Source organism: Arenimonas sp., assembly GCF_036275555.1.
Classification (GTDB): domain Bacteria; phylum Pseudomonadota; class Gammaproteobacteria; order Xanthomonadales; family Xanthomonadaceae; genus Arenimonas.
Window position 1 is genome coordinate 84,481 of sequence record NZ_DASUDO010000028.1, and the last position, 26,435, is coordinate 110,915.

Annotated in this window: 24 protein-coding genes and 1 riboswitch; of the genes, 14 read left to right on the forward strand and 10 right to left on the reverse strand. The window is 68.9% G+C overall.

What is annotated here, in order from left to right:
• The first annotated feature begins 17 nt into the window (after positions 1-17).
• The 3 genes from VFV21_RS07595 to VFV21_RS07605 all read left to right on the forward strand — a co-directional run bounded on the left by VFV21_RS07595 (position 18) and on the right by VFV21_RS07605 (position 5,108).
• Positions 18-1,319 (forward strand): amidohydrolase, encoded by a 1,302-nt coding sequence (locus tag VFV21_RS07595; RefSeq protein WP_329668826.1) that lies wholly within the window; start codon positions 18-20, stop codon positions 1,317-1,319.
• Positions 1,320-1,466: 147 nt separating this feature from the next.
• Positions 1,467-2,168 carry a hypothetical protein gene (locus tag VFV21_RS07600; RefSeq protein ID WP_329668827.1) on the forward strand — a complete coding sequence of 234 codons (702 nt, stop codon included), beginning with the start codon at positions 1,467-1,469 and terminating at the stop codon, positions 2,166-2,168.
• A 34-nt stretch (positions 2,169-2,202) separates the two neighbouring features.
• Positions 2,203-2,487, forward strand: a riboswitch (cobalamin riboswitch).
• A gap of 221 nt (positions 2,488-2,708) precedes the next feature.
• The gene (locus tag VFV21_RS07605) at positions 2,709-5,108 is read left to right on the forward strand and encodes a ribonucleoside-diphosphate reductase subunit alpha (protein ID WP_329668828.1); all 2,400 of its coding nucleotides are present in this window, start codon (positions 2,709-2,711) and stop codon (positions 5,106-5,108) included.
• 15 nt (positions 5,109-5,123) lie between these two features.
• On the opposite strand, the gene VFV21_RS07610 is transcribed toward VFV21_RS07605, so the two are convergent.
• Positions 5,124-5,594 carry a four helix bundle protein gene (locus VFV21_RS07610; protein ID WP_329668829.1) on the reverse strand — a complete coding sequence of 157 codons (471 nt, stop codon included), beginning with the start codon at positions 5,592-5,594 and terminating at the stop codon, positions 5,124-5,126.
• Here VFV21_RS07610 and VFV21_RS07615 point away from each other — a divergent pair.
• The 5 genes from VFV21_RS07615 (at position 5,593) to VFV21_RS07635 (ending at position 10,900) form a co-directional block, all read left to right on the forward strand.
• Positions 5,593-6,645 (forward strand): ribonucleotide-diphosphate reductase subunit beta, encoded by a 1,053-nt coding sequence (locus tag VFV21_RS07615; RefSeq protein ID WP_329668830.1) that lies wholly within the window; start codon positions 5,593-5,595, stop codon positions 6,643-6,645. The two genes, VFV21_RS07610 and VFV21_RS07615, sit on opposite strands and share 2 nt — an antisense overlap.
• A gap of 111 nt (positions 6,646-6,756) precedes the next feature.
• Positions 6,757-7,584 (forward strand): NADPH-dependent 7-cyano-7-deazaguanine reductase QueF, encoded by an 828-nt coding sequence (gene queF, locus VFV21_RS07620; protein WP_329668831.1) that lies wholly within the window; start codon positions 6,757-6,759, stop codon positions 7,582-7,584.
• A 29-nt stretch (positions 7,585-7,613) separates the two neighbouring features.
• Entirely contained in the window at positions 7,614-8,105 is a 492-nt protein-coding gene (locus tag VFV21_RS07625; protein WP_329668832.1) for a hypothetical protein, read from the forward strand.
• Between the two features lie 41 nt (positions 8,106-8,146).
• Positions 8,147-8,527, forward strand: a complete 381-nt coding sequence (locus tag VFV21_RS07630) for a YkgJ family cysteine cluster protein (protein WP_329668833.1) — start codon at positions 8,147-8,149, stop codon at positions 8,525-8,527.
• Between the two features lie 147 nt (positions 8,528-8,674).
• Positions 8,675-10,900: an NADP-dependent isocitrate dehydrogenase gene (locus VFV21_RS07635; RefSeq protein ID WP_329668834.1), complete on the forward strand. Its 2,226-nt coding sequence runs from the start codon at positions 8,675-8,677 to the stop codon at positions 10,898-10,900.
• 100 nt (positions 10,901-11,000) lie between these two features.
• Here VFV21_RS07635 and VFV21_RS07640 read toward each other — a convergent pair whose 3' ends face one another.
• A complete protein-coding gene (locus VFV21_RS07640; RefSeq protein WP_329668835.1) occupies positions 11,001-11,882 on the reverse strand; it encodes an alpha/beta hydrolase in 882 nt (293 codons plus the stop codon).
• A 242-nt stretch (positions 11,883-12,124) separates the two neighbouring features.
• On the opposite strand from VFV21_RS07640, the gene katG reads away from it, so the two are divergent.
• The 6 genes from katG (at position 12,125) to VFV21_RS07670 (ending at position 20,898) form a co-directional block, all read left to right on the forward strand.
• The gene (gene katG, locus VFV21_RS07645; RefSeq protein WP_329668836.1) at positions 12,125-14,323 is read left to right on the forward strand and encodes a catalase/peroxidase HPI; all 2,199 of its coding nucleotides are present in this window, start codon (positions 12,125-12,127) and stop codon (positions 14,321-14,323) included.
• Positions 14,324-14,552: 229 nt separating this feature from the next.
• Entirely contained in the window at positions 14,553-15,491 is a 939-nt protein-coding gene (locus VFV21_RS07650; RefSeq protein ID WP_414638516.1) for a class I SAM-dependent methyltransferase, read from the forward strand.
• 182 nt (positions 15,492-15,673) lie between these two features.
• Entirely contained in the window at positions 15,674-16,084 is a 411-nt protein-coding gene (locus tag VFV21_RS07655; RefSeq protein WP_329668838.1) for a GntR family transcriptional regulator, read from the forward strand.
• Positions 16,085-16,099: 15 nt separating this feature from the next.
• Complete coding sequence (locus tag VFV21_RS07660; RefSeq protein ID WP_329668839.1) at positions 16,100-17,005, forward strand: ATP-binding cassette domain-containing protein; 906 nt, start codon at positions 16,100-16,102, stop codon at positions 17,003-17,005.
• Positions 17,006-17,017: 12 nt separating this feature from the next.
• Positions 17,018-18,832: a hypothetical protein gene (locus tag VFV21_RS07665; protein ID WP_329668840.1), complete on the forward strand. Its 1,815-nt coding sequence runs from the start codon at positions 17,018-17,020 to the stop codon at positions 18,830-18,832.
• On the forward strand, positions 18,829-20,898 hold the full coding sequence (locus VFV21_RS07670; RefSeq protein ID WP_329668841.1) for a S9 family peptidase: 2,070 nt from the start codon (positions 18,829-18,831) through the stop codon (positions 20,896-20,898). Before VFV21_RS07665 ends, VFV21_RS07670 begins: the two co-directional genes overlap by 4 nt.
• A gap of 80 nt (positions 20,899-20,978) precedes the next feature.
• Here the strand turns inward: VFV21_RS07670 and VFV21_RS07675 are convergent, their stop codons facing one another.
• The 8 genes from VFV21_RS07675 to VFV21_RS07710 form a co-directional block, all read right to left on the reverse strand.
• The gene (locus tag VFV21_RS07675) at positions 20,979-22,259 is read right to left on the reverse strand and encodes an amidohydrolase family protein (protein ID WP_329668842.1); all 1,281 of its coding nucleotides are present in this window, start codon (positions 22,257-22,259) and stop codon (positions 20,979-20,981) included.
• 70 nt (positions 22,260-22,329) lie between these two features.
• On the reverse strand, positions 22,330-22,659 hold the full coding sequence (locus tag VFV21_RS07680) for a hypothetical protein (protein ID WP_329668843.1): 330 nt from the start codon (positions 22,657-22,659) through the stop codon (positions 22,330-22,332).
• Positions 22,660-22,718: 59 nt separating this feature from the next.
• The gene (locus VFV21_RS07685; protein ID WP_329668844.1) at positions 22,719-23,027 is read right to left on the reverse strand and encodes a hypothetical protein; all 309 of its coding nucleotides are present in this window, start codon (positions 23,025-23,027) and stop codon (positions 22,719-22,721) included.
• A 3-nt stretch (positions 23,028-23,030) separates the two neighbouring features.
• Positions 23,031-23,390, reverse strand: a complete 360-nt coding sequence (locus VFV21_RS07690) for a DUF6404 family protein (RefSeq protein WP_329668845.1) — start codon at positions 23,388-23,390, stop codon at positions 23,031-23,033.
• A gap of 461 nt (positions 23,391-23,851) precedes the next feature.
• Positions 23,852-24,301: a hypothetical protein gene (locus VFV21_RS07695; RefSeq protein WP_329668846.1), complete on the reverse strand. Its 450-nt coding sequence runs from the start codon at positions 24,299-24,301 to the stop codon at positions 23,852-23,854.
• A gap of 29 nt (positions 24,302-24,330) precedes the next feature.
• Positions 24,331-24,576, reverse strand: coding sequence for a hypothetical protein (locus VFV21_RS07700; protein WP_329668847.1), 246 nt, complete (start codon positions 24,574-24,576; stop codon positions 24,331-24,333).
• A gap of 474 nt (positions 24,577-25,050) precedes the next feature.
• Positions 25,051-25,437, reverse strand: a complete 387-nt coding sequence (locus tag VFV21_RS07705; RefSeq protein ID WP_329668848.1) for a VOC family protein — start codon at positions 25,435-25,437, stop codon at positions 25,051-25,053.
• 476 nt (positions 25,438-25,913) lie between these two features.
• A partial coding sequence (locus tag VFV21_RS07710) for a GNAT family N-acetyltransferase (RefSeq protein WP_329668849.1) occupies positions 25,914-26,435 on the reverse strand: 522 nt, incomplete at its 5' end.

Here is a 26,435-nt window from a genome sequence, read left to right on the forward strand (position 1 = left end):
TCACCCAGGGGAAGACCATGCGCCGACTGCTGCTCGTCACCGCCCTCGCCGCCGCGCTCTGCGGTCCCGCTGCCGCGCAGTCCCCCGATGTCGAGGCGCTGGCCGCCAAGGTCGACGCCAAGGTGCAGGCCTGGCGCCGCGACATCCACCAGCATCCCGAGCTGGGCAACCGCGAGGTGCGCACCGCGAAACTGGCGGCCGACCACCTGCGCGCCCTGGGCTTCGAGGACATCCGCACCGGCGTGGCGACCACCGGCGTCACCGCCGTGCTGCGCGGCGGCAAGCCCGGCCCGCGCATCGCGCTGCGCGCCGACATGGACGCGCTGCCGGTCACCGAGCGCAGCGGCCTGCCCTTCGAATCCAAGGCCACCACCACCTTCCGCGGCGAAACCACCGGCGTGATGCACGCCTGCGGCCATGACGCCCACGTCGGCATCCTGATGGGCGTGGCCGAGGCGCTGGCCTCGATGAAGGCCGAGCTGCCCGGCGAAGTCCTCTTCATCTTCCAGCCGGCCGAGGAAGGCCCGCCGGACGGCGAGGCGGGCGGCGCCGACGAGATGCTGCGGCAGGGCGTGTTCGAACGCTTCAAGCCCGAGGCGGTGTTCGGCCTGCACGTGTTCAGCACGCTCAACGCCGGCCAGGTCGGCTACCGCAGCGGCCCGCTGATGGCGGCGTCCGACCGCTTCAACATCGTGGTGAAGGGCCGGCAGACGCACGGCTCGCGCCCCTGGGGCGGCGTGGACCCGATCGTGGCCGCGGCCGACATCATCGGCACCGCGCAGACCATCGTCAGCCGCCGCCAGAACATCTCCAAGCAGCCGGTGGTCGTGAGCTTCGGCGCGATCAAGGGCGGCATCCGCTACAACATCATCCCGGACGAAGTGGAGCTGGTGGGCACCATCCGCACCTTCGACGAAGGCATGCGCGCGCAGGTCTTCGCCGACCTCAAGAACGTGGCCGAGAGCGTGGCCAAGGCGCACGGCGCCACGGTGGTGGCGCAGGTGCCCGACACCAAGGGCAACCCGGTCACCGTGAACCACCCGGCGCTGACCGCCCGCGTCGTGCCCAGCCTGGAAACCGCCGTCGGCCGCGACAACGTGGTCGAGATGGATCTGACCATGGGCGCCGAGGATTTCTCCCTGTTCGCGCAGCAGGTGCCGGGCTTCTTCTTCTTCGTCGGCGCCACGCCCAAGGGCCAGGACCCGATCAAGGCGCCGTCCAACCACTCGCCCGAATTCTTCCTCGACGAAGAAGCCCTGAAGGTCGGCACCCGCGCGATGCTGCAGGTGTCGCTGGACTACCTCCACACCGTCCAGTAAGGCCTCTCTGTGGGAGGGACTTCAGTCCCGATGCCTTTCGACCAGAAGCATCGGGACTGAAGTCCCTCCCACATTTTCTTCCCGGCGTTAACCCCGTTGGCACGCTATCGCCGTTGCATGGCATCAGACCCCTCCGGAGACCCGGCCATGCCGCGCACCTCCCTTCTTCAGCTCGCCCTCGCCCCGCTGCTGCTCGCCGCCGGCCTCGCCCACGCCGGGCCGCCCGCCGCTTACCCGGACATCGACGAAGCTACTGCGACCTATCGCCTCGCCGTGGTCGAACTCGAGGCGCAGGGCGAACTGCCGCAGTTCCCGCAGTGCACGTCGCCCGACGTGCTGTGCATGGATCCGCCGCCCACCTGGTTCCGGGCCCGCGTGCTCGACACGCTGCACGGGCCCTCGCTGCCGCCGCGCATCCATGGCGCCACCACCAGCCACTACGGCCCGATGCCGATGGCCTCGCCGCAGTACGGCAAGCCGCGGCTGATGCTGCTGAGGTCCGACGGCGACCGGCACGTGATGATGCGTTACGCCAACGGCTTCCTCGCCGAGGATCGCGCGGGCTTCCCGCACCTGGTGCTGGTGGATGCGCAGCCGATCTGGTGGTTGCCCTGCGGCGCAACGGACCTGAAGGAGCCCATCCACGACGCCGGGCTTGCGCGCGCGTCGCGCATCCCGATGGAGCACTACCAGCAGCGCTTCGCCAACGAGCACGGCACGGCTTATGTCCTGCGGGGGCGCCATGCCTATCCGCGCCATGCCATTCCGATGGCGAAGCTGGCGGCCTGGCTGGCCCGGCGCCAGGACCTGCCCGCGAACCTGCAGTGCCGGCCGCAGGCCACGCGCTGACACCACATCTTGCGTTGACCTGGCCGACGGCACCCGATATGTTGTGGGCGTCGGTCCCGACCGCGGCGACGCGCGAGGGTTAATAGGGAAGCCGGTGTGACTCCGGCGCTGCCCCGCAGCGGTATGTGGAAACGAACGCCGTTTTTGGCACTGGGCCTTGGCCTGGGAAGCGACGGTTAGTAGGCAGGGCAGGAGTTAGTGGTTAGGAGTTAGGAGTTAGTGGGCCGACGCTAGGCCAGTTACTAACTCCTAACTCCTAGACACTAACTTCTGCTCTAAGTCCACGAGCCCGAAGACCTGCCGACAGCCGCGCGAAGCACACCGCGCGGTGACCGGCCCAGAGGTCTCCGGGGGGAGACGGCGCCGGTGTCGTGGCGCCGCGTCTCGGTCCCTGCGACACCCGCATTCCATCCTCCGTCCGACTTCGCATGCCCGCGGGGGCATGGCCGCGACGACGCCGTTGCGCGTCGCCGTCGCCCGTCTCCGCGCGCCGCCCCCGAGGGAGGGACGGCGACCGTGCGCCACGCACCGGAGAACACCATGAACACCCACGCCCTGGACGCGCCCGCCGACGCCGCCGCGCCGCAGTTCGCCCTCACCCCGCCCGCCACCGCGCTGGGCATGACCGTCACCAAGCGCAGCGGCCGCCGCGAGCCGGTCGATCTGAACAAGATCGTCCGTGCCGTGGCGCGCCAGTGCGACGACCTGTACGCGATCGATCCGATGCGCGTCGCCACCCGCACCATTTCCGGCCTGTACGACGGCGCGACCACGCGCGAGCTTGACGAACTCTCGATCCGCACCGCCGCGCTGCTGACCGCCGAGGAGCCCGAATACGGCCGACTGGGCGCGCGCCTGCTGGCGGACTTCATCGCCAAGGAAGTCGCCGGCCAGGAAATCCACGCGTTCTCGCAGTCGATCGCCCGCGGCCACGAGGTCGGGCTGATCAACGACCGGCTGCTGGGCTTCGTGCAGGCCAACGCCCGCAAGCTCAACGACGCGCTGGACGCGACGCTCGACCGCCGCTTCGACTACTTCGGCCTGCGCACGCTGTACGACCGCTACCTGCTGCGCCACCCGACCCAGCGCACCGTCATCGAGACGCCGCAGCATTTCTTCCTGCGCATTGCCTGCGCGCTCAGCCAGGACGTGCCCGAGGCGCTGGCGCTGTACCGGCGCATGGCGGCGCTGGACTACCTGCCCAGCTCGCCGACGCTGTTCAACGCCGGCACCACGCACGAACAGCTCTCGAGCTGCTTCCTGCTCGACTCGCCCGACGACACGCTGGAATCGATCTACCGCAAGTACGCCGACGTGGCGATGCTGAGCAAGTTCAGCGGCGGCATCGGCGTGTCGTTCACCCGCGTGCGCTCCCGCGGCTCGCTGATCCGCAGCACCAACGGGCATTCCAACGGCATCGTGCCCTGGCTCAAGACCCTGGATTCCTCGGTCGCGGCGGTGAACCAGGGCGGCAAGCGCAAGGGCGCCGCCTGCGTCTACCTCGAGCCCTGGCACGCCGACATCGAGGAGTTCCTCGAACTGCGCGACAACACCGGCGACGAGGCGCGGCGCACGCACAACCTCAACCTGGCGAACTGGATCCCGGACCTGTTCATGCGACGGGTGGAGGCCGACGGCGAGTGGTCGCTGTTCGATCCCAAGGCGGTGCCGCAGTTCACCGACCTCTTTGGCAAGGCCTTCGACGTCGCCTACGAGCAGGCCGAGGCCAGCGGCCGCGCCGTGAAGACCGTGCGTGCGCGCGACCTTTACGGAAAGATGATGCGCACCCTCGCCCAGACGGGCAACGGCTGGATGACCTTCAAGGACAAGTGCAACCGCGCCAGCAACCAGACTGCGCGGCCCGGCAACGTCATCCACCTGTCGAACCTGTGCACCGAGATCCTGGAGGTGACTTCGGGCGACGAGACGGCGGTGTGCAACCTCGGCTCGATCAACCTTGGCCAGCACCTGCGGGAGGAAGAAGGCCACGTAGACTTCGATTTCGACAAGCTGGCCGAGACGGTGCGCCTGGCCGTGCGCCAGCTCGACCGCGTGATCGACCTGAACTTCTACCCGATCGAGACCGCCCGCCGCGGCAACCTGCGCTGGCGCCCGGTGGGCCTGGGCGTGATGGGCCTGCAGGACGTGTTCTTCCGCCTGCGCCTGCCCTTCGACGCGCCCGCCGCCCGCGCGCTGTCGGCGCGTATCGCCGAGGACATCTACTTCCACGCGCTGGAAGCCAGCTGCGAGCTGGCCCAGGAGCGCGGCCGCCACCCGAACTTCGACGAAACCCGCGCCGCGCACGGCGAGCTGCAGTTCGACGCCTGGGGCGTGCAGCCCGCGGCACCGGAGCGCTGGGACGCGCTGCGCGATCGGATCCACGAGCACGGCCTGCGCAACTCCCTGCTGGTGGCGATCGCGCCCACGGCCACCATCGCGTCCATCGCCGGCTGCTACGAGTGCATCGAGCCGCAGGTCAGCAACCTGTTCAAGCGCGAAACCCTCTCGGGCGATTTCCTGCAGGTGAACAAGCACCTGGTGCGCGAGCTCAAGCAGCTGGGCCAGTGGACGCCGGAGATGCGCGACCGCATCAAGCTGGCGGAAGGCTCGGTGCAGGGCATCGCGGAGATCCCGGCCGAGCTGCGCGCCGTCTACCGCACCGTCTGGGAAGTGCCGATGCGCTCGCTGATCGACATGGCGGCCGACCGCGGCGCCTTCATCGACCAGAGCCAGTCGCTGAACCTGTTCATGGAGTCCCCGAACATCGGCGCGCTGTCCTCGATGTACATGTACGCCTGGAAGCAGGGCATCAAGACCACCTATTACCTGCGCTCACGCCCGGCCACCCGCATCGCCAAGACCACGCTGGGCCCGGCGGATGCCTCGGCGGCGGTGATTTGCTCGCTGGAGAATCCCGGGTCTTGCGAGGCTTGCCAGTAGGGCAGGAGGTAGTGGTTAGGAGTTAGGAGGTAGTGAGGGCGGGCGTGACCTTGCTGTCCGCGATTGAGCGGCGTTCCTTCGGTGGGTTTGCCTCAGGGCGGTGAGCATGCGGCCTACCTCGTCGATCAGCGCCAGTTGCGGCAGCGCGTGTGATCGCTCAATCCAATCCAGGCGTACCGAGAGGATCAGCTGCGTGTTCAGTTCGGCGAGTGAGCCGTGTGCGATCGCAAGGAAGTGCATTTTTTCCTTCTTGGACTCCCTGCTCCATCCCTCTGCGATGTTGCAGGGAACGGAAATGGCCGCACGAGTCATCTGCGAACGCATGCCGTATCGCTCTTCGCTCGGGAGCCTCGCCGCCAGACGACAAGCCGCCACCGAAAGCCGCATCGCCTTCCTCCAAACCACCGCCTCCTGGTAGTGCATCCCCACCTCCACCACCAAAGCATCCTCGCCCCCAGCCCCGCCACCCATCAGGAAACTACTCATGCCCCCGTCCGCCAGTTCCTCCCTACCTCCTACCTCCTCCTCTCTAACTCCTAAGCTCCTAGATCCCGGCTACAGCCTGACCCTGCGCCCGATGCGTTACCCCCAGTTCTACGAAATGTACCGCGACGCCATCCGCAACACCTGGACCGTCGAGGAAGTGGATTTCTCGCTCGACACCCAGGACCTCAAGACCAAACTCGGGCCAGCCGAGCGGCACTTGGTCGAGCGGCTGGTGGCGTTCTTCGCCACCGGGGATTCCATCGTCTCGAACAACCTGGTGCTGAACCTCTACCAGCACATCAACGCGCCCGAGGCGCGGATGTACCTGTCGCGGCAGCTGTACGAGGAGGCGCTGCACGTGCAGTTCTACCTCACCCTGCTCGATACCTACCTGCCCGAGCCCGAGGCGCGGGCGAAGGCGTTCGCGGCGATCGAGAACATCCCGTCCATCCGCCGCAAGGCCGAGTTCTGCTTCAAGTGGATGGACAGCGTGCAGTCGCTGCAGCGGCTGGAGACGCGGGCGCAGCGCCGCCAGTTCCTGATGAACCTGGTTTGTTTCGCGGCGTGCATCGAGGGGCTGTTCTTCTTCGGGGCGTTTGCCTATGTGTATTACCTGCGCTCGCGCGGGCTGCTGCATGGGCTGGCGGGCGGCACCAACTGGGTGTTCCGGGACGAGAGCGGGCACATGGCGTTCGCGTTCGAGGTCATCCGTACGGTGCGCGAGGAGGAGCCGGACCTGTTCGACGACGAGCTCAAGGCGCAGATCGTGCAGATGCTGGGCGAGGCGGTGGACACGGAGTGCCTGTTCGCCGAGGACGTGCTCAGCGGCGGGGTCGCCGGGCTGTCGCCGCGCGACATGCGCCAGTACCTGGAGTATTGCGCCGACCAGCGCCTGGCCCAGCTCGGGCTGCCGCGGCACTTCGGCGCCCGCAACCCGTTCCCGTTCATGGAGCTGCAGGACGTCCAGGAACTGACCAACTTCTTCGAACGCCGGGTATCGGCCTACCAGGTCGGGGTCCAGGGCGAGGTCGCCTTCGACGCCGCCTTCTGACACCCCCGTAGGAGGGCCTTCAGGCCCGAAGCTTTTCCGCGAAGGGCTTCGGGCCTGAAGGCCCTCCTACAGTCCCTCCCACAGGGGCGGGGCCGTGAGAGAATGCGGGCCATGACTTCCCCCGAACTGAGCCCGCTGGGCAAGGCCGTCGAGTACGGCAACGACTACGACCCCAGCCTGCTGTTCCCGATCGCGCGCGCGACCCAGCGCGCGGCGCTGGGCCTGGGCGAGGAGCTGCCGTTCGTGGGCGTGGATTTCTGGAATGCGTACGAGCTCAGCTGGCTCGACGGCCGCGGCAAGCCGCGGGTCGCGCTGGCCGAGTTCCGCGTGCAGGCCGCGTCGCCCAACATCATCGAGTCCAAGAGCTTCAAGCTCTACCTCGGCAGCTACGCGCAGGCGCGTTTCTCCGACACCGATGCGCTGCGCGCGCAGCTGGTGCGCGACCTGTCCGAGGCTTCGGGCGCGCCGGTCAGCGTCGTGCTCACGCCCGCGTCCACCAACAACACCGCGCTGATCGAAACCCTGGAAGGCGACCTGATCGACGACCTGCCGATCGAGATCAGCCACTACGGCCCGCCGCGCCCCGATTTCCTCAGCTCCGATCCCGAGCTCAAGGCCGACGAGATCCTGGTCTCGCACCTGCTCAAGTCGAACTGCCCGGTCACCGGCCAGCCCGACTGGGCCAGCGTGCAGATCCGCTACGCCGGCCCGCGCATCGCCCGCGATGGCCTGCTGCGCTACCTCGTGTCCTACCGCAACCACAGCGATTTCCACGAGCAGTGCGTCGAGCGCATCTTCATGGACCTGATGCAGCATTGCGCGCCGACGCGCCTGGCCGTGTACGCGCGCTACACGCGCCGCGGCGGCCTCGACATCAACCCGTTCCGCGCCACGCCCGGCCTGCCGCTGCCGGGCAATCCGCGGACCGCTCGCCAATAATCCGCCGACCCTCGCCCCCGGGAGCCGCCATGCGCCACGCCCAGTTCGCCGCCGTCCTGTTCGCCTCGCTGGCCCTGGCCGCCTGCGGCGGTGACGACGCCGCCGCGCCGTCCGACGCGCAGATCACCGCCGCCACCGACGCGGCCACGGCGGCCGCCGATGCCCCGGCCGCCCTGCCGCCGCTGCCCACCGGCGATTTCCGCATCACCTCGGTCAACCTCGGCAAGGCCGTGGACGAAGAGGGCCAGGTCGGCGAGCCGCTGACCACCTTTGCGCCCGGCGACAAGATCTACGCGGCCGTTGTGGCGGTGGGCAGCAGCGAGGGCCTCACGCTTTCCGCCCGCTGGCTGGCCGCCGATGGCACCGAAGTCGCCAAGGCCGGCCAGAGCCTGAACCCGGAAACGCCCACCGTCACCAGCTTCTCGATAACAAACCCCGAGCCTTGGCCGGTCGGCGCCTACCAGGTGGAGATCGCGATCAACGACCGGGTCGTCGAAACCCGCACCTTCGAGGTGCGCTGAGCCGCGCCGGTCCCTCCGGCGCGCGTCCGCGCGACGCGCCCATGCCCCATCCCTGCCTGTCCTGCGGCGCCTGCTGCGCCACCTTCCGGGTGGCCTTCCACTGGGCCGAAGCCCAGCCCGACAACCCGGACGGCCCGCCCGCCGAACTGGTGGTGCCGCTGCGCCGGCACGAGCTGGCCATGCGCGGCACCGAGTCCGCGCCCACCCGCTGCGTCGCGCTCGCCGGCACCGTGGGCGTGGACGGGCATTGCAGCATCTATGCCCTGCGCCCCTCGCCCTGCCGCGCGCTTACCCCGGCCTGGGAAGACGGCCAGCCCAGCCCACAGTGCGACAAGGCCCGCGTGGCGCACGGGATGGAACCGCTGACGCCAGCCACCTGGCAGGCGTACGCCGCCGCCGGGCACGGCGCGGTCAGCCCCTAGCCTCACGGCTCCGCGGCGCGCGCCCGGCAGACGGCGCGAAGCCCGTACCGCCACGTATGTGAAACACGGCGTCGGCCCCCGCGACTTTCGCCGCCGGGGCGGAGCGGCGACAATCGCCGGCTAGCCCGAGAACGAGACACCGACGCCATGGCCGACACGCCCAAGATCCTCTACACGCTCACCGACGAGGCCCCGTTCCTGGCCACGCAGTCCCTGCTGCCGATCGTGCAGGCCTTCGCGGGCGCCGCCGGCATCGCGGTCGAAACGCGCGACATCTCGCTCTCGGGCCGCATCCTGGCGCAGTTCCCCGAGCGCCTGCGCGAAGACCAGCGCATCGGCGACCACCTCGCCGAGCTGGGCCAGCTGGCCACCACGCCCGAAGCCAACATCATCAAGCTGCCCAACATCAGCGCCTCGCTGCCGCAGCTCAAGGCGGCCATCAAGGAGCTGCAGTCCCAGGGCTACGACCTGCCCGACTACCCGGAAGAGCCGCGCGACGACGCCGAGAAGGACATCAAGGCGCGCTACGGCAAGGCCATGGGCAGCGCGGTGAACCCGGTGCTGCGCGAAGGCAACTCCGACCGCCGCGCGCCCAAGGCGGTGAAGGAAAACGTGCGCAAGCACCCGCACCGCATGGGCAAGTGGTCGGCCGACTCGAAGTCGCACGTGGCGCACATGGCCGGCGATGATTTCTTCGGCAGCGAGAAGTCCGCGACCCTGGCCGCGGCCGGCAGCCTGAAGATCAGCTTCGCCGGCGCCGACGGCAGCACGCGCGTGCTCAAGGAAAGCGTGAAGGTGAAGGAAGGCGAGATCGTGGACGCCTCGGTGATGCGCCGCGCCTCGCTGGCCCGCTTCGCCGCCGAACAGATCGCCGACGCCAAGGCCACCGGCGTGCTGTTCTCGCTGCACCTCAAGGCCACGATGATGAAGGTCTCGGACCCGATCATGTTCGGCGTGTTCGTCACCGAGTTCTACAAGGACGCGCTGGCCAAGCATGCGAAGGTGCTGGACGAAGTCGGCTTCGACCCCAACAACGGCATCGGCGACCTGTACGCGCGCCTGGGCCAGCTGCCCGAGGCCACGCAGGCCGCGATCAGGGCCGACATCGACGCCGTGTACGCCAACGCGCCCGGCCTGGCGATGGTGAACTCCGACAAGGGCATCACCAACCTGCACGTGCCCAGCGACGTCATCGTGGACGCCTCGATGCCCGCGATGATCCGCGACTCGGGCCGCATGTGGAACGCCAAGGGCGAGCTGCAGGACACCAAGGCCGTCATCCCCGACCGCTGCTACGCCGGCATCTACCAGGCCGTGATCGACGACTGCAAGGCGAACGGCGCCTTTGACCCGGCCACGATGGGCAGCGTGCCCAACGTCGGCCTGATGGCGCAGAAGGCCGAGGAATACGGCTCGCACGACAAGACCTTCCAGCTCGATGCCGCCGGCACCGTGCGCGTCACCGACGCCAGCGGCGCGGTGGTGTTCGAGCATGCGGTGCAGGCCGGCGACATCTGGCGCATGTGCCAGACCAAGGACGCGCCGATCCAGGACTGGGTGAAGCTGGCCGTGGACCGTTCGCGCCTGAGCAACACGCCGGCCATCTTCTGGCTCGACGCCGCGCGCGCGCACGATGCCCAGCTGATCGCCAAAGTGGAGCGCTACCTCAAGGACTTCGACACCAAGGGCCTGGACATCCGCATCCTGCCGCCAGTGGAGGCGATGAAGGTGTCGCTGCAGCGCATCCGCGCCGGCCAGGACACCATCTCGGTGACCGGCAACGTGCTGCGCGACTACCTCACCGACCTGTTCCCGATCATGGAGCTGGGCACCAGCGCCAAGATGCTGTCGATCGTGCCGCTGATGGCCGGCGGCGGCCTGTTCGAGACCGGCGCCGGCGGCTCGGCGCCCAAGCACGTGCAGCAGTTCGTGCAGGAGAACTACCTGCGCTGGGATTCGCTGGGTGAGTTCCTGGCGCTGGCCGCGTCGCTCGAGCACATCAGCGAGCGCTGGCTGAACTCCTCGGCGCCGGTGCTGGCCAAGACGCTGGACCTGGCCAACGGCCGCATCCTCGACGAAGACCGCGGCCCCTCGCGCAAGGTCGGCGGCCTCGACAACCGCGGCAGCCACTTCTACCTCGCGCTGTACTGGGCCCAGGCCCTGGCCGCGCAGGACGAGGACAAGGCGCTGAAGGCCAAGTTCGCGCCGCTGGCCAAGCTGCTGACCGAGCAGGAGGCCACCATCGTCGACGAACTGCTGGCGGTGCAGGGCCAGCCGGTCGACATCGGCGGCTACTACCGCCCGGACATGGCGAAGACGACGGCGGCGATGCGCCCGAGCAACACCTTCAACATCGCCCTCTCCACCCTGTAACCGGCAACACTCTTTAACCCACCACACCCTTGTGGGAGGGACTTCAGTCCCGATGCTCTCCTCCGAAGAGCATCGGGACTGAAGTCCCTCCCACATTTTTTCAGCGCGGGGCGAGCAGGGACTGCACGGCCTCGATCACCTTTTCCGCCGACGGCTGACCCGGCGCGATCATGTCGAAGTGGCCGCTGTCCTGCAGCGCCACCACGGTCACCGAATCGCCGGCCGCTTTTTCGGCGTAGGCCTTGGCGTCCTCGGGCAACAGCACCACCGACGCCACCAGCACCTGGGGCACGCCGATCGGCAGGCGCTGGCCCGGCGATCCCGCCGCATAGCGCTCCGGCACCTCGGCCGGCGTGCCGCCGAACAGGTTTGAAATCACGGGCTGGCCGCAGACCATCGAATCCCGGCCCACGAAGGCGGCCAGGTCCCCGGGGCCATCGACGGCGACGGCGCCCTGCACGCGCAGCGGATCGACCGCGCCCAGCGGCGTGCCGTCGGGCTGCGCCGGGCGGGTTGCGATCCACAGCGCCGCGTGGGCGCCGGCACTGTGGCCGACCGTCACCACGCGCTTCAGGTCGATCGGGTGGTCCTTCGCCAGGTCGCGCAACGCGTCCGTGGCCATGCCCCAGTCCTGGAAGGTGCCCGGCCAGCCTGCGCCCGGCTCGCCCAGCTGGCGGTACTCGATGTTCCAGCTGGCGATGCCGCGCTCGGCCAGCGCACTGGCCAGCGGCGCGGTGTTCGCCAGCGTGGCGAACCCCTTCGTCCAGCACCCGCCGTGGACCACCACCGCCACCGGGAACGGACCCGCACCCTCGGGCAGCCGCAGCTGGCCGTACTGCTGCGGCGCCGGGCCGTAGCGATGCACCGCATGCGGCACCCGCGTGGGCAGGCGGTTCACGTCTTCGGGCGAGATGCCCTGGGCAGCGGCGGCCGGCGCGGCGAGTGCCACGGCCAGCGTGGCCAGGATCAGGCGGTGCGACATCGGCGTCTCCTCGGATAGGGAATTCCCAAGGAACGGCGCGGCCGCGACGCGGCGGTCACGCCGATCTCGGCAGTCTGACCCGGTTTCGATAGCCAATGTCTATCGCAGGCATCCGAAACATTCATTTTCACGCGGGACGGTGCGGGCGTAGCTTGTGAAGCCCGGACCCGTCCGGCGCCCGCACGGGCGCCCCCCGACCCCGAACCCTCTGTTCGTTCGCTGCAAGACCCAAGGAGCCCACCATGACTACCGAACTCAAGTGCCCGTTCTCCTCCGGCAGCGCGCCGGTCCACACCCTGGCCGGTGGCCCGTCCAACGGCGACTGGTGGCCGAACGCGCTCAACCTCAAGATCCTGCACCAGCACGACAAGAAGTCGAACCCGATGGGCGAGGCGTTCAACTACGCCGAGGAGTTCAAGACCCTAGACCTCGACGCCGTCGTGCGTGACCTCACCGCGCTGATGACCGACTCGCAGGAGTGGTGGCCGGCCGACTACGGCCACTACGGCCCGTTCTTCGTGCGCATGACCTGGCACGCCGCCGGCACCTACCGCGTGCAGGACGGCCGCGGCGGCGGCGGCACCGGCGCCCAGCGCTTCGCCCCGCTCAACTCCTGGCCCGACAACGGCAACCTCGACAAGGCGCGCCGCCTGCTGTGGCCGATCAAGCAGAAGTACGGCCGCAAGCTCAGCTGGGCCGACCTGCTGATCCTGGCCGGCAACGTCGCCATGGACTCGATGGGCTTCAAGACCTTCGGCTTCGGCGGCGGCCGCGCCGACATCTGGGAGCCGGAAGGCGACATCAACTGGGGCACCGAGACCGACTGGCTCGGCGACAACCGCTACAGCGGCGACCGCGAGCTCGCCAACCCGCTCGCCGCGGTGCAGATGGGCCTGATCTACGTGAACCCGCAGGGCCCGAACGGCAAGCCGGACCCGCTGGCCTCGGCCCGCGACATCCGCGACACCTTCGCGCGCATGGCGATGAACGACTACGAGACCGTCGCGCTGGTCGCCGGCGGCCACACCTTCGGCAAGGCGCACGGCGCCGGTGACGCCGCCAACGTCGGCGTCGAGCCGGAGGGCGCGGACATCGCCGAGCAGGGCTTCGGCTGGATCAACAAGCACGGCACCGGCAAGGGCGACGACACCATCACCAGCGGCATCGAGGGTTCCTGGACCCCGACGCCGACCAAGTGGGACATGACCTACTTCGAGAACCTGTTCGGCAACGAGTGGGAGCTCACCAAGAGCCCGGCGGGCGCCTACCAGTGGCACCCGAAGGTGCAGACGGACAAGAACGTGGCGCCGGCCGCGCACGATCCGTCGAAGAAGGTCACCATCATGATGACCACCGCCGACCTGGCGCTGCGCTTCGACCCGGCCTACGAGAAGATCTCGCGCCACTTCCTGGCCAACCCGCAGGAGTTCCACGACGCCTACGCCCGCGCCTGGTTCAAGCTGACCCATCGCGACATGGGCCCGAAGGCGCGCTACCTCGGCAAGCTGGTGCCGAAGGAAGACCTGATCTGGCAGGACCCGGTGCCGGCCGTCGACCACCCGCTGGTCGATGACAAGGACGTGGCCGCGCTCAAGGCCAAGGTGCTGGCCTCGGGCCTGTCGAACGCCGAGCTGGTGCGCGTGGCCTGGGCCGCGGCTTCGAGCTTCCGCGGCTCCGACTTCCGCGGCGGCGTCAACGGTGCGCGCATCCGCCTCGAGCCGCAGCGCAACTGGGAAGCCAACAACCCGGCCGAGCTGGCCAAGGTGCTGGGCGTGCTGGAAGGCATCAAGAAGGACTTCGATGCCTCCGCGTCCGGCGGCAAGAAGGTGTCGCTGGCCGACCTGATCGTGATCGGCGGCAACGCGGCGGTCGAAGCGGCGGCGAAGAAGGGCGGCCACGACGTGAGCGTGCCGTTCGCGCCGGGCCGCACCGACGCCTCGCAGGAGCAGACCGAGGTCGATTCCTTCGCCTGGCTCGAGCCGAAGGCCGATGGCTTCCGCAACTACGCCTCGAAGGAAGCCGCGGCCGATGGCGCCGAGTGGCTGCTGGACAAGGCCAACCTGCTGACGCTCACCGCGCCCGAGATGACCGTGCTGGTCGGCGGCCTGCGTGCGCTGGACGCCAACTACGGCGGTGCGAAGCACGGCGTGTTCACCGCGCGCCCGGGCACCCTGAGCAACGACTTCTTCGTCAACCTGCTCGACATGTCCACCAAGTGGGCGCGTTCGGCCGGCGACAAGAACGTGCTCGAGGGCCGCGACCGCAAGACCGGCCAGGTGAAGTGGACCGGCACCGTGGTCGACCTGGTGTTCGGCTCGAACTCGCAGCTGCGCTCGCTGTGCGAGGTGTACGCCGCGGGTGACGCGGAGAAGAAGTTCGTCAACGACTTCGTCGCCGCCTGGACCAAGGTGATGAACCTGGACCGCTTCGACCTGCAGTAAGCCCGTCCGGTCCGCTCCTCCGGACCTGCGCCCCGCGTTCGGCCCCTGGCCGCCGCGGGGCGCTTTCTTTCCACCCCCGTTCTACCCCCGCCGCCTGTAGGAGGGCCTTCAGGCCCGAAGCTTCTCGCCAGGAGCTTCGGGCCTGAAGGCCCTCCTACACAGCGTTAACGGGGCTGCGTGCTAGTGTCGGCGGCTGTTTCCAAACCCCCTCCGGAGCCACCGCATGCGCATGAAGTTCGCCCCGCTCACCCTTGCCCTGTCCGCGCTGCTGCTCGGCGCCTGCAGCCAGACTTCCGACGAAGCCGCGCCGGCCGCCGACGCCACCGCCGCCGCCGAGGCAGCGCCCGCCGAGGCCGCGCCCGCCGTCGAGGACGCCGACGCCCGCGACCGCGAGGCCGACCCGATGGCCGCCATCCTCGCCGGCGACTGGCGCGACCCCGCCAACGTGGCCCGCGACCAGTACCGCCACCCGCGCGAAACGCTCGAGTTCTTCGGCGTCGGCCCCAGCCAGACCGTGATCGAGATCAGCCCGGGCGCCGGCTGGTACACCGAAATCCTGGCCCCGCTGGCGCAGGGCAAGGGCCGCTACATCGGCGTGCTCAACGACCCGGCCAAGGCCGGCAGCGAGCGCGCCACCGAGTACTACGCCAACGCCAACGCCAAGTTCCGCGAGAAGCTGGCCGCGCGCGCCGACGTCTACGCCAACGCCAGCGTAATCGAGGTCGACCCGAAGGCGCCGGTGTTCGGCGAGCCGGGCTCGGCCGACGTGGTGCTGACCTTCCGCAACGTGCACAACTGGGTCGGCGCCGGCAGCGAGGCCGCGATGTTCAAGGGCTTCTTCGACGTGCTGGCCCCGGGCGGCGTGCTGGGTGTGGTCGAGCACCGCGCGGCCGCGGGCAAGACGCTGGAGGAAGTGGTCGAGTCGGGCTACCTGCCCGAGGACTACGTGATCGGCCTCGCCACCGCGGCGGGCTTCGTGCTCGACGCCAAGAGCGAGATCAACGCCAACCCGGCCGACACCAAGGACCACCCGAACGGCGTCTGGACCCTGCCCCCGGGCAACCGCCACGACGAAGCCGACAAGGCCAAGTACGCCGCCATCGGTGAAAGCGACCGCATGACCCTGCGCTTCGTGAAGCCGCAGGCCGAGGCGGCGCCGGCCCAGTAAGCCGCCGCCCCTGCTGACGCGCCCTCTGTGGGAGGGACTTCAGTCCCGATGCTTTTCGCCGGAAAGCATCGGGACTGAAGTCCCTCCCACACGTTTTTTGGCTACCCCTGACTTTCGGGGGCTTGACCGGCCGCCGTCGCTGTCTTTACTGTACTAGCACACACAGTACAGCGAGGACACCCATGGCCCGCACCCAGGCCCTGATGATCGAGATCGCCACCGGCGACGCCCGCCCGATCAGCAAGCAAATCGTCGACGGCGTGCGCATGAAGGTGGCCACCGGCGACCTGGTGAGCGGCATGCAGCTGCCCAGCGTGCGCGGCCTGGCCCAGCAGCTGGGCATCAACCCCAACACCGTGGCCAAGGCCTACGCCGAGCTCACCGCCGAAGGCTGGCTGGAGTCGCGGCAGGGCCTGGGCCTGTTCGTGGCCGCGCCGCGCCAGCGGCTCAGCCAGGCCGAGCGCGACAAGCGCTTCGACGAGGCGGTGACCCGCTTCGTCCACGACGTGGTGGCCCTCGACCTGCCGGCCGACGAGGTGCTCGAACGCCTCGGCGCCGAACTGCAGGCCTGCACGCCGCGCAAGTCGGCCTGAGCCACGGAGCCCGCCATGTCCGACTTCGTCATCGAAACCCGCGCGCTCAGCAAGCGCTACGGCGGCAAGTTCGCGCTGCGCAACCTCACCCTGCAGGTGCCGCGCGGCCACATCCACGCCATCGTCGGCGCCAACGGCGCCGGCAAGTCCACCCTGTTCCGCATCCTGCTCGGCTTCCTCGCGCCCAGCGCCGGCGAAGCGCGCATCCTGGGCCGCGACAGCCAGGGCCTGACGCCCGAGGACCGCGGCCGCATCGGCTTCGTCAACGAGGAGCACACGCTGCCGGCCTGGATGCGCGTGCACGAAGTGACCGCCGCCCAGCGCCGCCTGTACCCGCGCTGGAAGCAGCTGCTGTTCGAGGAAGTGCTGGGCCACTACCACGTGCTGCCCACGCAGAAGATCAGCGAACTCTCGCGCGGCGAACGCGCCGGCCTGAACCTCGCGCTGGCCCTGGCCCAGGGCCCCGAGCTGCTGGTGCTCGACGAGCCGACGCTGGGCCTGGACGTGGTCGCCAAGCGCGCCTTCCTCGAAGCGCTGATGTACAGCAACACCGGCGACGACGGCACCGTCATCTACTGCTCGCACCAGATGGACGAGATCGAGCGCGTCGCCGACAACCTGATCATCCTCGAGCAGGGCGAATTGCGCACGATGTCGGCGCCCGAGGATTTCGTCGCGCGCGTCACCTACTGGGTCGCCGACATCCCGTTCAAGGGGCCGGACCCGCGCACGGTGCCGGGCCTGCTGCAGGTGCAGCGCATCGACGGGCTGCACCACTACCTGGTGCTCGACCAGGGCGAGGGCTTCGCCGAGTTCCTGCGCGCCCACGGCGCCCGCTCGATCAACGCCATGCCCGTCGGCCTCGACCGCGCGGTGAATGGCTTCCTGGCCAAGAACCACGCCGCGCCCGCCGCCGCCTGACCGGACCCCACGATGAACGACCTCTTCAAAGCCGAACTGCGCCGCTTCCTGCCCTGGGCGCTGGTGTACGCGGCCGTGCACCTGTCGGTGCTGATGTTCCTGACCCGCGTGGCCGACCTGGCGCAGCAGCCCGACGAGGTCTACCTCGCGTTCGCGGCGGTGTACGCGCTCAGCGGCCTGCTGCTCGGGCTGTACCAGATGGGCGGCTACCGTCGTCCGAATGCGTGGCTGAACCTGCTGCACCGCCCGCTGCCGCCGTGGCGGATCGCGCTGGCGCTGCTGGGCGCGGGCGCGGTGCTGCTGGCGCTGGCGGTGCTGCTGCCGCTGCTCGGCACCGCCGCGTGGCAGGAAGGCATGACGCCGCGCGTGCTCGACCTGCGCCACTGGCTGCTGTGCGGCGCGGCGCTGTTGCTCGCGCTGGCGGGCTACGCCACGGGTGCAGCCGCGATCTTGCTGCCACGCCGCGCGGCGCTGGCGCCGCTGGCCTTCCTGCTGCTGTTGCCCGCCGCGTACGCCACCGGCGTGGGCGCCCTGCTGCTGCAGGGGTTGGTGCTGGCCTGGCTGCTGTTGCTCGTGCTGGCCGCCTTCAAGCCCGACGTCGAGCGCCTGCCCGGCGGGGTTGGCGCCTGGCTGCTGGCCGTGCCGATGCAGGTGATGATGTGGCTGCTGCTGGTGCTCGCGGGTTTTGGCGCCGAGCTGCTGTGGATCGCGCAGGGTACGCACCCGAACAACCTGGCCAGCGCGCCGGCCGGCAGCGCCAAGCAGGCCGACAACGCCGAAGGCCCCGACCTGATCGTCGCCGGCCTGGCCAACAGCACGCACCCCGACGCGCCGCTCTGGCGCGAGCAGGCGGCGATCTCCGACATCGCCACCTTCGGCCTCGGCATCCCGAAGTCGCCGGCCTGGCATGAACTGAGCAACCGCGCGCCGATGGAGTTCGACGACGAGGCGCGCCGCATCCGCTGGGTGTTCAGCCACGACCTGGGCAAGTTCGTGGGCTACGGGCTCGCGGATCGCCAGCGCGTGGGCGAGCTGGGCGTGGATGGCGAGGCGCGCTTCGGCTCGCCGCCGCTGCCGGTCGAGGGCGGGCTGCTGGCGGGGCGCGACACGCTGTACCAGTTCGACCCGGAATCACAGCGCGTGCTGCCGCGCGTGCAGCTGCCAGCCGGCGAGTTCATGGCCGCGGTGCGCCACGACGGTGAACGGCTGGTGGTGATGAGCCAGCGGGCACTCTACTTCCACGATGCGCGCCCGATGCAGCAGCGCGCGGGCTTGCTGGAAAACGGCCTGCGGATGCCGCTGCCCGGCCCCACCGGCAACCTCCAGCGCGTGGACGTGATGGAGCTGCTGGACGGCTACCTGGTGTCGTTCACGATGACGCGGCTGCGGCACAACGGCCGCGGCGATTCTTTCCAGCGGCTGCTGAAGGTGGATGAAGCAGGCGTCGTCACCGACGTGGCGCGCCGCGAGCTGGGCACGGGCTACGGGCCGCTGTTCACCTGGCAGACGTGGTGGCTGTCGCCGGCGATCAAGACGTCGCTGGAGGCGCTGCGGCCGGTGCTGTCGGCGCCGCAGGCGGAAGCCATGGTGGCGCCGCCGCCGCGGCCAAGGCTGGTGGACGGCGTGGCGCTGGGCCTGTTGCTGCTGTCGCTGGCGGCGGGCGCGTGGCGGGTGCGGCGCACGGCGCTGTCGCCGCGCGCGCGGCTCGCCTGGTGCCTGGCCTGCGCACTCGTCGGGCTGCCGGCGCTGATGGCGCTGTGGCGGCTGGCGCCGGTGCGCGACGACCTCACGCTGCCGGTCGCGGGCGTGGCGGGAGTGGCCTCGTGAAGAGGGCGCTGCGTGTTGCCGCGGTGCTTGCGGCCTGCGTCGCTTTCTCCGCGGCGGCTTCGTCGGACGAGGCGCGGGGTGCGGGGCCTGTTTCGCCTGCCCCGGCGCGGGCCGACGCCGCGGCGCTGCAGCACGCCATCGCCACTGAGCGCGTGCGGCCGGTGCCGCCGCGGTTGCCCCGCGCGGCCTTTCTTTCGCAGCCGCGCGAGCACGGTTTCGCGCTTGCGCCGGACGGCCGGCAGGTTGCGTGGTTTGGCGAGCAGGGCGGCCGGCGCGGCGTGTGGCTGCAGGCGCTGCCGGACGGTGAGCCCCGGCTGCGGCTGGCGCGCACCGATGCGGCCGAGCTGGTGTGGTCGCGCGATGGCCGCTGGCTGTTCCTGCCGGGGTCACGCCAGCTGGCGGTGCTCGCGGCCGATGGCCAGGGCGGCGACGGCGAGCTTTCGACGTTGGGCGGGCTGGGGCGGCGCGTGTTCGTCGGCGCCGATCCCGCGATCGGTGATGCCGCGCTGGTGGTGGAGCGACCGGCGCGCATTGCCGCGCAGGCGCCGCGCTGGCGACTGCTGCGCGTTCAGCCCGGCGGCCGCGAGACGCCGCTGCACGAGGACGCGCTTCCCATCGTGGATGCGGCGATCGACGGCCAGGGCCAGTTGGCCTGGCTGATGCGCGCCGAGGGCAAGGCCCACGTGCTTTATCGCCTGCCGGCGCCCGGGCTTGATCGCGCCATGCTGCGTTGCGAGGTGCCACGCCGCTGTCGGCTGCTGGGCGCGTCATCAGACGGCGGCGTCTGGATGCAGGGCAACGTGGACGCCGACCTGTCCGGCCTGCTGCACGTGCGCGCCGACGGCAGCGTGCGTCGCGTGCACCGGGATCCGCGCGGCGAGGCCGACCTCAACCACGTGGCGCTCGATCCCGTGGACGGCGAGCCGCGTTTCCTCGGCTACGACAGCACGGTGCCGCAATTGCTGGCGCGTTCGGCGGATGACGAGGCGCGGCTGGCCGCGCTGCGACGCACGCTGTCGGGGGGATCGCTGCGGGTGCAGGCCGGGGGCGGACGCTGGCTGGTGATTGAGCGCGGCGACCGGCTGCGCGGCGAGCGGGCGTGGATGGCCTCAGACGACGGCACGGTGGCGTTGCTGCGGCCGGAGGCGGGTTTCGTGTTCGGCGGGCATCCGCAGCCGCGGCCCGACGAAGCGGCGATGGCGCGCAAGTGGCCGGTGCAGTGGACGGCGTCCGACGGCCGCCGGCTGCACGGCTTCGTGACGCTGCCGCCGGGCGTGGACGTGGCGCACGCGCCGCTCGTGGTGAGCGTGCACGGCGGTCCTTTCAGCCTGGTGCGGCCGGATTTCAGCAACGATGCGCAGCTGCTGGCCAACCGCGGCTACGTGGTGTTCCAGCCGAATTTCCGCGGCTCGACCGGGCTGGGGCTGGACTACGTGCTGGCGTCGCGCGGCGACTTCGGCCACGGGCGGGTGCAGCAGGACATCATCGAGGGCACACGCTGGCTGTTGGCCAATGGGGTTGGTGATGCCGATCGCGTGGCCATTGTCGGCGCATCGTTCGGGGGCTACTCGGCGCTGCTGGGCGTGACCTTCGCGTCGGAACTGTTCAAGGCGGCGGTGGCGGGCGTGCCGCCGGCGGACTTCGGGCGCGTGATTCGCGAGTACCAGGGCGCGGGGCAGGAAATGCACCCGGGCATCCCGATGGCGGTGTCGATGCGGGCGCTGGGCGTGGACCCCGAGGACGCAGCGCAGATGCAGCGCCTCGCTGCGCAGTCCCCGAGCGCGAACGCCGCCGCGCTGACCCGCCCCGTGCTGGTGCTGGCCGGCGGCGAAGACGAGCGCGTGCCGATCCGCGGCGTCACCCACTACGTCGCGCGCCTGCGTACGCTGGGCAAGGACGTGACGTTCTTCGTGGACACCGACGCCGGCCACGCGATCGCCGACGAGAAGAGCCGCGAGGCCTACTACTTCCTGATGGAATCCCTGCTGCACGAAACCCTCGGCGGCCCCGAGCCCGAACCCGCCAGCGCCGAGCTCCAGTCCCACCTCACCCGCCACCTGCGGTGAAAAGTGGTACCAGGTTCATTTTCATGCTCCGTGAGACACCGTCTCACGGAAAACAAAAATGAACCAGGTACATTTGATTTTCAGCGGGTGTCTTTGACGACCTCGCCACCCTGGATGACGACGGGGATGGCTTCGAGCAGGGCCACGTCCTGCGTCGGGTCGCCTGGCACCGCCACCAGGTCGGCCCAGCGGCCGACTTCGGCCACGCCGACATCGTTGCGGCCCAGCGCCTCGGCCGAATTCACGGTGGCCGAGCGGATCGCCTCGAGCGGCGTCATGCCGTAGCGCACCATCACGGCGAACTGCTTGCCGTTGTCGCCGTGGCGGTGCACGCCGGCGTCGGTGCCGTACACCATCTTGGCGCCCGCGGCGTGGGCGCGGCGGAAGCCTTCGCGCTGCACCTCGGCGATCTCTCGGTCCTTGCGCAGGTTGTCCTCGAGCACGCCGTTCTTCTTGCCCTCGGCCTGGGTGTAGTCGGTGTTGTAAATGTCCATGGACAGCCAGGCGCCGTGCTTGATGGCCAGCGCGATGCCCTCGTCGTCGATCAGGCTGGCGTGCTCGATGGTGTCCACGCCGGCGCGGATGGCGGCCTTGATGCCGCTGCTGCCGTGCGCGTGCGCGGCGACCTTCAGGCCCCACTGGTGCGCTTCCTCGACCACGGCGCGCATCTCGGCCTCGCTCAGCTGCTGCTGGCCCGGCTCGGTGTTGCGGGAGAACACGCCGCCGGTGGCGCAGATCTTGATCACCTGCGCGCCGTACTTGCGGATCTCGCGCACGCGCTTGCGCGCCTCTTCCGGGCTGTCGGCGTTGTAGGGATTCTTCGACTCGAACGAAGGCGGGAAGTAGGTGCTGTCGCAGTGCCCTCCGGTGGCGCCGAAGCTGTAGCCGCCGCTGACCACGCGCGGGCCGCGCACCTTACCTTCGTCCACGGCCTGGCGAAGGCCGACGTCGTTCCAGGCCTCCGAGCCCACGTTGCGCACGGTGGTGAAGCCGGCGTCCAGCGTCTCGCCCGCGTGCTTCACCGTCAGCATTGACCAGAAGCGGTCGGTGAACTGCAGGCCGGTGTAGCCGCCGTAGCTGGGGTCGGAGTCGAGGTGCACGTGCATGTCGATCAGGCCCGGAAGCAGGCTCAGGCCGGCGAGGTCGATGCGGCGCGCATCGGCCACCGGCTCGCCCGGGCCGCGGGTGATGCGGGCGATCTTGCCGTCGCGCACCAGGATCTCGGGGTTCTCGATCCATCTACCGGTGCGCACGTCGAGCAGGCGTTCGGCGGAAATCAGCACGGTGTCGGCGGCGGCCGGCAGCGCGGCCAGGGCCAGCGCGGCGGCGAGCAGGGTTTTCGTGAAGGGACGCAGGGTCATGGCGGGGCCTCGGACGGGACCGGCCGAGTGTAGCCAATCGGGCGGGGAGTCCGCGTCGACGTGCGGTGGACTAAGGGGAACGTTTCGCTCGCGTCACGAACGCCGTCCGCACCAGCCAGATTCCCAATGGCAGCCAAGCCAGGAAGGCCACGACGGCGGGGACCAGCAGGAGATTGACGGCCAGTCCAAAAAAGACCGCCGTCACGATGAAGCTCAGCGACATCAGCACCCGGTTCCGGCGCGTGCTCTCGATCCGGCCCAGCAGGAAACGGGCGAACGTCGGATGCGTCGCCCAGCCTGGCATCAGCCATTCGATCGCCAGGGCGAAGGCGCCCAATACCCCCATGACGCCAATCAGGGCCAGCGATAAGCCCAGCACGTAGAGCTCGGTGGTTCCCATGCATGCTTTCCGTTGGAGTGAAACCTAGTGACCCCGCGGCAGACACGGGACCGGGTGACTCAGGGATCAGGCTGCAGAAGCTTCAATCCGCAGGACGGGCACTGCCCGCCCCACTTCGAGCGCTCGTATCGGGTGTTGCACTCGGGGCAGGTGACTTTGTAGACATTCCGCGACAGGTAAAGGATCGAGACCGCCACGCCGAGCAACACGCCGCCCATCACATAAGGAAACGCCCCTGCGAGCGCCTTCTGCATCAGCACGGCCAGGATGGCCGCCGCGATCCAGCCCACGATCACCGCGAATATCTTCAGCGCCCCGCGCACCTGGGCCTGCTGGTATTCGCGCCAATAGGCCGAATGCTTGCCCACGCGTCAGGCGCCCCCGCGATAATCCGCCCAGGACGGCAGGCGGTGCTTGCGGGCCAGGTGGCGATAGATGCCCGCCATGACCAGGCCGAACAGCACGCCGGCGGCCAGCGCCGAGCCGGCCATCAACGCCACGGGCATCCCCTGGCGCGCCCAGAACCCCAGCCACATCAGCAGGCCCCAGGCCACGGCGAAGAAGCTTCCCGTCGCCAGCGCCATCGGCAGGAAGGGCGCGAACAGCGGCGGCGGCACCTCCAGCCCCATCTTCCACAGCAGGCGCCAGGCCGGCGGCGCGACGGTGCCGCGGCTGATGCCGAGCGCGTCGGTGTGGCGATACATGCGCTCCAGTTTTTCACCGTGGGTCATGCGTACTCCGGAAGTTTCAGTCGCGGGATCCCCGGGGGAGTCCCGGTGTCTCATCCATCCCCGCCCATCCTCCACCGCGCGAACGGATGGCGGATCCATTCCTCGAGGCCCCGCAGGTCCGCCACTTCGTGCCGCGGCCCCGGGGACGCGTCAAAGATGCGGCGATGCGCGGCCAGCGACCAGGCGTTGTCGCGATGATAGTACCCCTCCACCCAATCCTGCAGCGGCGCCAGCCTCGCGTCCTGTTCGGCCTTGGAGGCGTACTTGTGTGGCTCCGATGGGCCAGGGTGCTTTTGCCGGAGCCGGAGTTGCCAAACACCAGGATTCTCATTAACCGTCTACGCTTGGTCAGGCATCAGCCCGCGGGGATGGAGTAGCTGCTGATCGACAGGAAAAAAGAGAGGCCCGTCAGCGCAGGGGGCGCCCAAGGCAGCGGATTGTCCCACCTGGGCTGGCCGGTCCTACGGGCGCGACTCGGAGTGTTCCTCCAGCACCTGCCAGCTGCCGTCGGGGCCGGGCCCGAGTACGAGCACCAGTGTGCTGGTGTACTTCTTCAGCTCGGAGTAGCGCTGCGCCGTCACCCGCACCTTGTCGCCCTCGATGGCGTACTCGACGTCGGAGTAGGTGTTGGTGTCCCCGCGGGACTTTGCGAGCGGCATGGATGCACGCACCAGTTCCTTGTACTGCCCGGCGGGCAGTGAAAGCTCCCGCACCTCGCCAGTGGGGTACGTTCGGCGGTTCGTGATGACGGCATCGTCGGCATAGAGATCGGCAGCCGCAGGGTCAAAGGCGGCGGCCAAGGCCTGGTAGCGCTCGAAGAGCTCCTCGGCACGCTGCTGGCTCGAGGCGGCCGCCGCCGTCGCGGCTCCGGCGAACAAGACGAGGCAAAGGAAGGCGCGGAGGAGGTTCATTTCTATGGTTCTCCGGTGTGTGTGAGGCGTCAGGCCGCGGCAGCCAGCTCCTGCAGTGAATAGTAGGCGTGGCAGGGGTCGCAGCGGTAACGCAGGGCGTCCTTGATCTTGTGCGCGCGGGTGAACTTCAAGCCGTCGCGCTCCCAGGTCTTCGAGTGCTCGGACATCACGTCAACGCGGTAGACCCTGCGGCCGCAGCGCGGGCATTCCTTCTTGCGGAAGAAGAAATGTATGAACTCACGGAGGTTCCTGATGTCCACCTCATAAACGAGCACGATGCTTCCTTTCTATTTCTATCGCTTGGTGCCGTGTTGCGCCAGCCATGTCGCCTTGGGTCAGCCGCGCCGAAGGCGTCGGTGAGAATTATTAGTTAGGCGGTGCTTCTAGTCGCCGCCGCCGCCGTCGCCACTGCATCCACAGATACCAGGGACATCTTGGCCATCTGGACCGCCGCCGTCGGCAGGATGATACAGCGGATCAATTTTTCCAGCCGCGGACGCTGCAGCGGCCTGTGTCCGCAAAACGGCTGCGCAAGCGACGGCGCCAACAATGGGAACAAGCCACACGAGGACGAGCTAAATTAGGCGCTGGCCAGGCGTAAGCGCAGGAGCTAGGAGCACGAGCACCGACACAACAAGATTTGCGGCCGCAATAACAGCGAGCAGTAGAAATGTCGGGATCACGACTGCCTCCGTTGCCGCCTAACGCCTGAGTTAAGCAGCGCTGAAGACATCGGCTTGAATGAGTTGTTAGCGCGCACTTTCGCGCAGCTGGAAAATGTTGCCTTCGGGGTCTACGGCGTTGCGCACGACAAAGCCCGGGCCGCGCCATTGTTCTGGCAGCACTTGGCCGCCGAGTGACGCCGCCATCGCCTGCGCCTGGGAGTGGCTGGGAACTGTGTAGAAGAACTTGAATGCAGCGTTGTCGCGTAGCCTAGGAGGCGACGAGATCGAAGTCTCGCGCGCGAGGTGCTCAGGCATCGTTTGCACGATGATCTGGAGATCCGTGGAGCTCAGGACTACGAGCTCATCAGTGGCCCGCACGCGAGCCAGCCCGAGCAGCTTCTCGTAGAAGGCCGCCAGATTAGTAAGATCTTTGGCGTATATAAAGAGTCCAGCCCGGGCGGGTCCTGCCATGAGTAGCGTCCTGTTCCGAGCGCGAGAGCGTCGCTGTGCGCCCCAACGCCTGAGTTAAGCCGCGTGCCGGAGGCACGTCGGCTTGAATGATTAGTTAGGGCACTCTGCTACGGCGGCTCCGACCAACCAATAGTTGTCCTTCTCGGACCTGCTGCCCTCGGTGTGTGGGTCTAGGCAAAGGTAAATTCCGTCCTGATCCTGGAGCAGGGTGCACTGGGAAATGTACTGTGCGGTGAAGTCCTCGAACACAGCCCAGGTGGAAAGGCCTTCGATCCGAAACTTCCGGTCGGGCGAACCAACACGGCGAAGCGCGATTTCGGCGAAGTGCGACGAGCGCTCCCAATCGTAGCCAACGAACAGTGACTTAAGAAATGCATCTCGAAAGTCGGCAGCCGACGCCATCATTGTGCCCTAACGCCTGAGCTAAGCGGCCACATCAATCGCGGAGCGATTGATTGGTCCGCTTGAGCGAAATGTTAGGCCGACCCGGCCAAGGTGCGAGAGAAGATTACCTTTGCGTCGCCCAAGCCGTAGAAGTCAGGAATGCGGCCACGCTCGGTGTACCCACGCTTGACGTAGAAGGCTTGCGCGCGTGCCAACAGCGGCTGATCGCTCGTCTCAATCACAACCACCCTGACGCCAGCCAATCTCGCCGCGGACTCAACATGAGAAAGCAAGGCGCCGCCTACGCCGCGGCCGTGCTGGAGAGGGTCTGCCCCGATCCACCAAACGTTGAGGACGCTCTCGGCATACGGATCCGGTGCGAAGTAAGACCAGCCCAAGATCTCTTGGCCTGCTGAAGCTCGGCATGCCACAGCGGCGTGTCCGTCTGGGAGCTCTTGAGCAGCTAGCGCATCCAAAACGCCACCAAGTAGTCCCTCAGCGTCTGAGGGAGAGAACAGCCCGGTCCTGACTGCCAGGTCGAGAAGTTCTTGCCTTTCACTCGCGTGAACTGGGGTGATGATCATCCTTGCCTCGAAAGTTGGTGGACGGCCTAA

What these genes read in the sequence shown, in the direction of transcription:
- VFV21_RS07705 (WP_329668848.1), bottom strand. Translation starts at nt 25,437, where the DNA reads ATGGCAGGACCCGCCCGGGCTGGACTCTTTATATACGCCAAAGATCTT.
- VFV21_RS07640 (WP_329668835.1), bottom strand. Translation starts at nt 11,882, where the DNA reads ATGTCGCACCGCCTGATCCTGGCCACGCTGGCCGTGGCACTCGCCGCG.
- VFV21_RS07655 (WP_329668838.1), top strand. Translation starts at nt 15,674, where the DNA reads ATGGCCCGCACCCAGGCCCTGATGATCGAGATCGCCACCGGCGACGCC.
- queF (WP_329668831.1), top strand. Translation starts at nt 6,757, where the DNA reads ATGACTTCCCCCGAACTGAGCCCGCTGGGCAAGGCCGTCGAGTACGGC.
- VFV21_RS07600 (WP_329668827.1), top strand. Translation starts at nt 1,467, where the DNA reads ATGCCGCGCACCTCCCTTCTTCAGCTCGCCCTCGCCCCGCTGCTGCTC.
- VFV21_RS07610 (WP_329668829.1), bottom strand. Translation starts at nt 5,594, where the DNA reads ATGAGTAGTTTCCTGATGGGTGGCGGGGCTGGGGGCGAGGATGCTTTG.
- VFV21_RS07625 (WP_329668832.1), top strand. Translation starts at nt 7,614, where the DNA reads ATGCGCCACGCCCAGTTCGCCGCCGTCCTGTTCGCCTCGCTGGCCCTG.
- VFV21_RS07605 (WP_329668828.1), top strand. Translation starts at nt 2,709, where the DNA reads ATGAACACCCACGCCCTGGACGCGCCCGCCGACGCCGCCGCGCCGCAG.
- VFV21_RS07630 (WP_329668833.1), top strand. Translation starts at nt 8,147, where the DNA reads ATGCCCCATCCCTGCCTGTCCTGCGGCGCCTGCTGCGCCACCTTCCGG.
- VFV21_RS07675 (WP_329668842.1), bottom strand. Translation starts at nt 22,259, where the DNA reads ATGACCCTGCGTCCCTTCACGAAAACCCTGCTCGCCGCCGCGCTGGCC.
- VFV21_RS07615 (WP_329668830.1), top strand. Translation starts at nt 5,593, where the DNA reads ATGCCCCCGTCCGCCAGTTCCTCCCTACCTCCTACCTCCTCCTCTCTA.
- VFV21_RS07665 (WP_329668840.1), top strand. Translation starts at nt 17,018, where the DNA reads ATGAACGACCTCTTCAAAGCCGAACTGCGCCGCTTCCTGCCCTGGGCG.
- VFV21_RS07635 (WP_329668834.1), top strand. Translation starts at nt 8,675, where the DNA reads ATGGCCGACACGCCCAAGATCCTCTACACGCTCACCGACGAGGCCCCG.
- VFV21_RS07680 (WP_329668843.1), bottom strand. Translation starts at nt 22,659, where the DNA reads ATGGGAACCACCGAGCTCTACGTGCTGGGCTTATCGCTGGCCCTGATT.
- VFV21_RS07660 (WP_329668839.1), top strand. Translation starts at nt 16,100, where the DNA reads ATGTCCGACTTCGTCATCGAAACCCGCGCGCTCAGCAAGCGCTACGGC.
- VFV21_RS07695 (WP_329668846.1), bottom strand. Translation starts at nt 24,301, where the DNA reads ATGAACCTCCTCCGCGCCTTCCTTTGCCTCGTCTTGTTCGCCGGAGCC.
- VFV21_RS07595 (WP_329668826.1), top strand. Translation starts at nt 18, where the DNA reads ATGCGCCGACTGCTGCTCGTCACCGCCCTCGCCGCCGCGCTCTGCGGT.
- VFV21_RS07650 (WP_414638516.1), top strand. Translation starts at nt 14,553, where the DNA reads ATGAAGTTCGCCCCGCTCACCCTTGCCCTGTCCGCGCTGCTGCTCGGC.
- VFV21_RS07690 (WP_329668845.1), bottom strand. Translation starts at nt 23,390, where the DNA reads ATGACCCACGGTGAAAAACTGGAGCGCATGTATCGCCACACCGACGCG.
- katG (WP_329668836.1), top strand. Translation starts at nt 12,125, where the DNA reads ATGACTACCGAACTCAAGTGCCCGTTCTCCTCCGGCAGCGCGCCGGTC.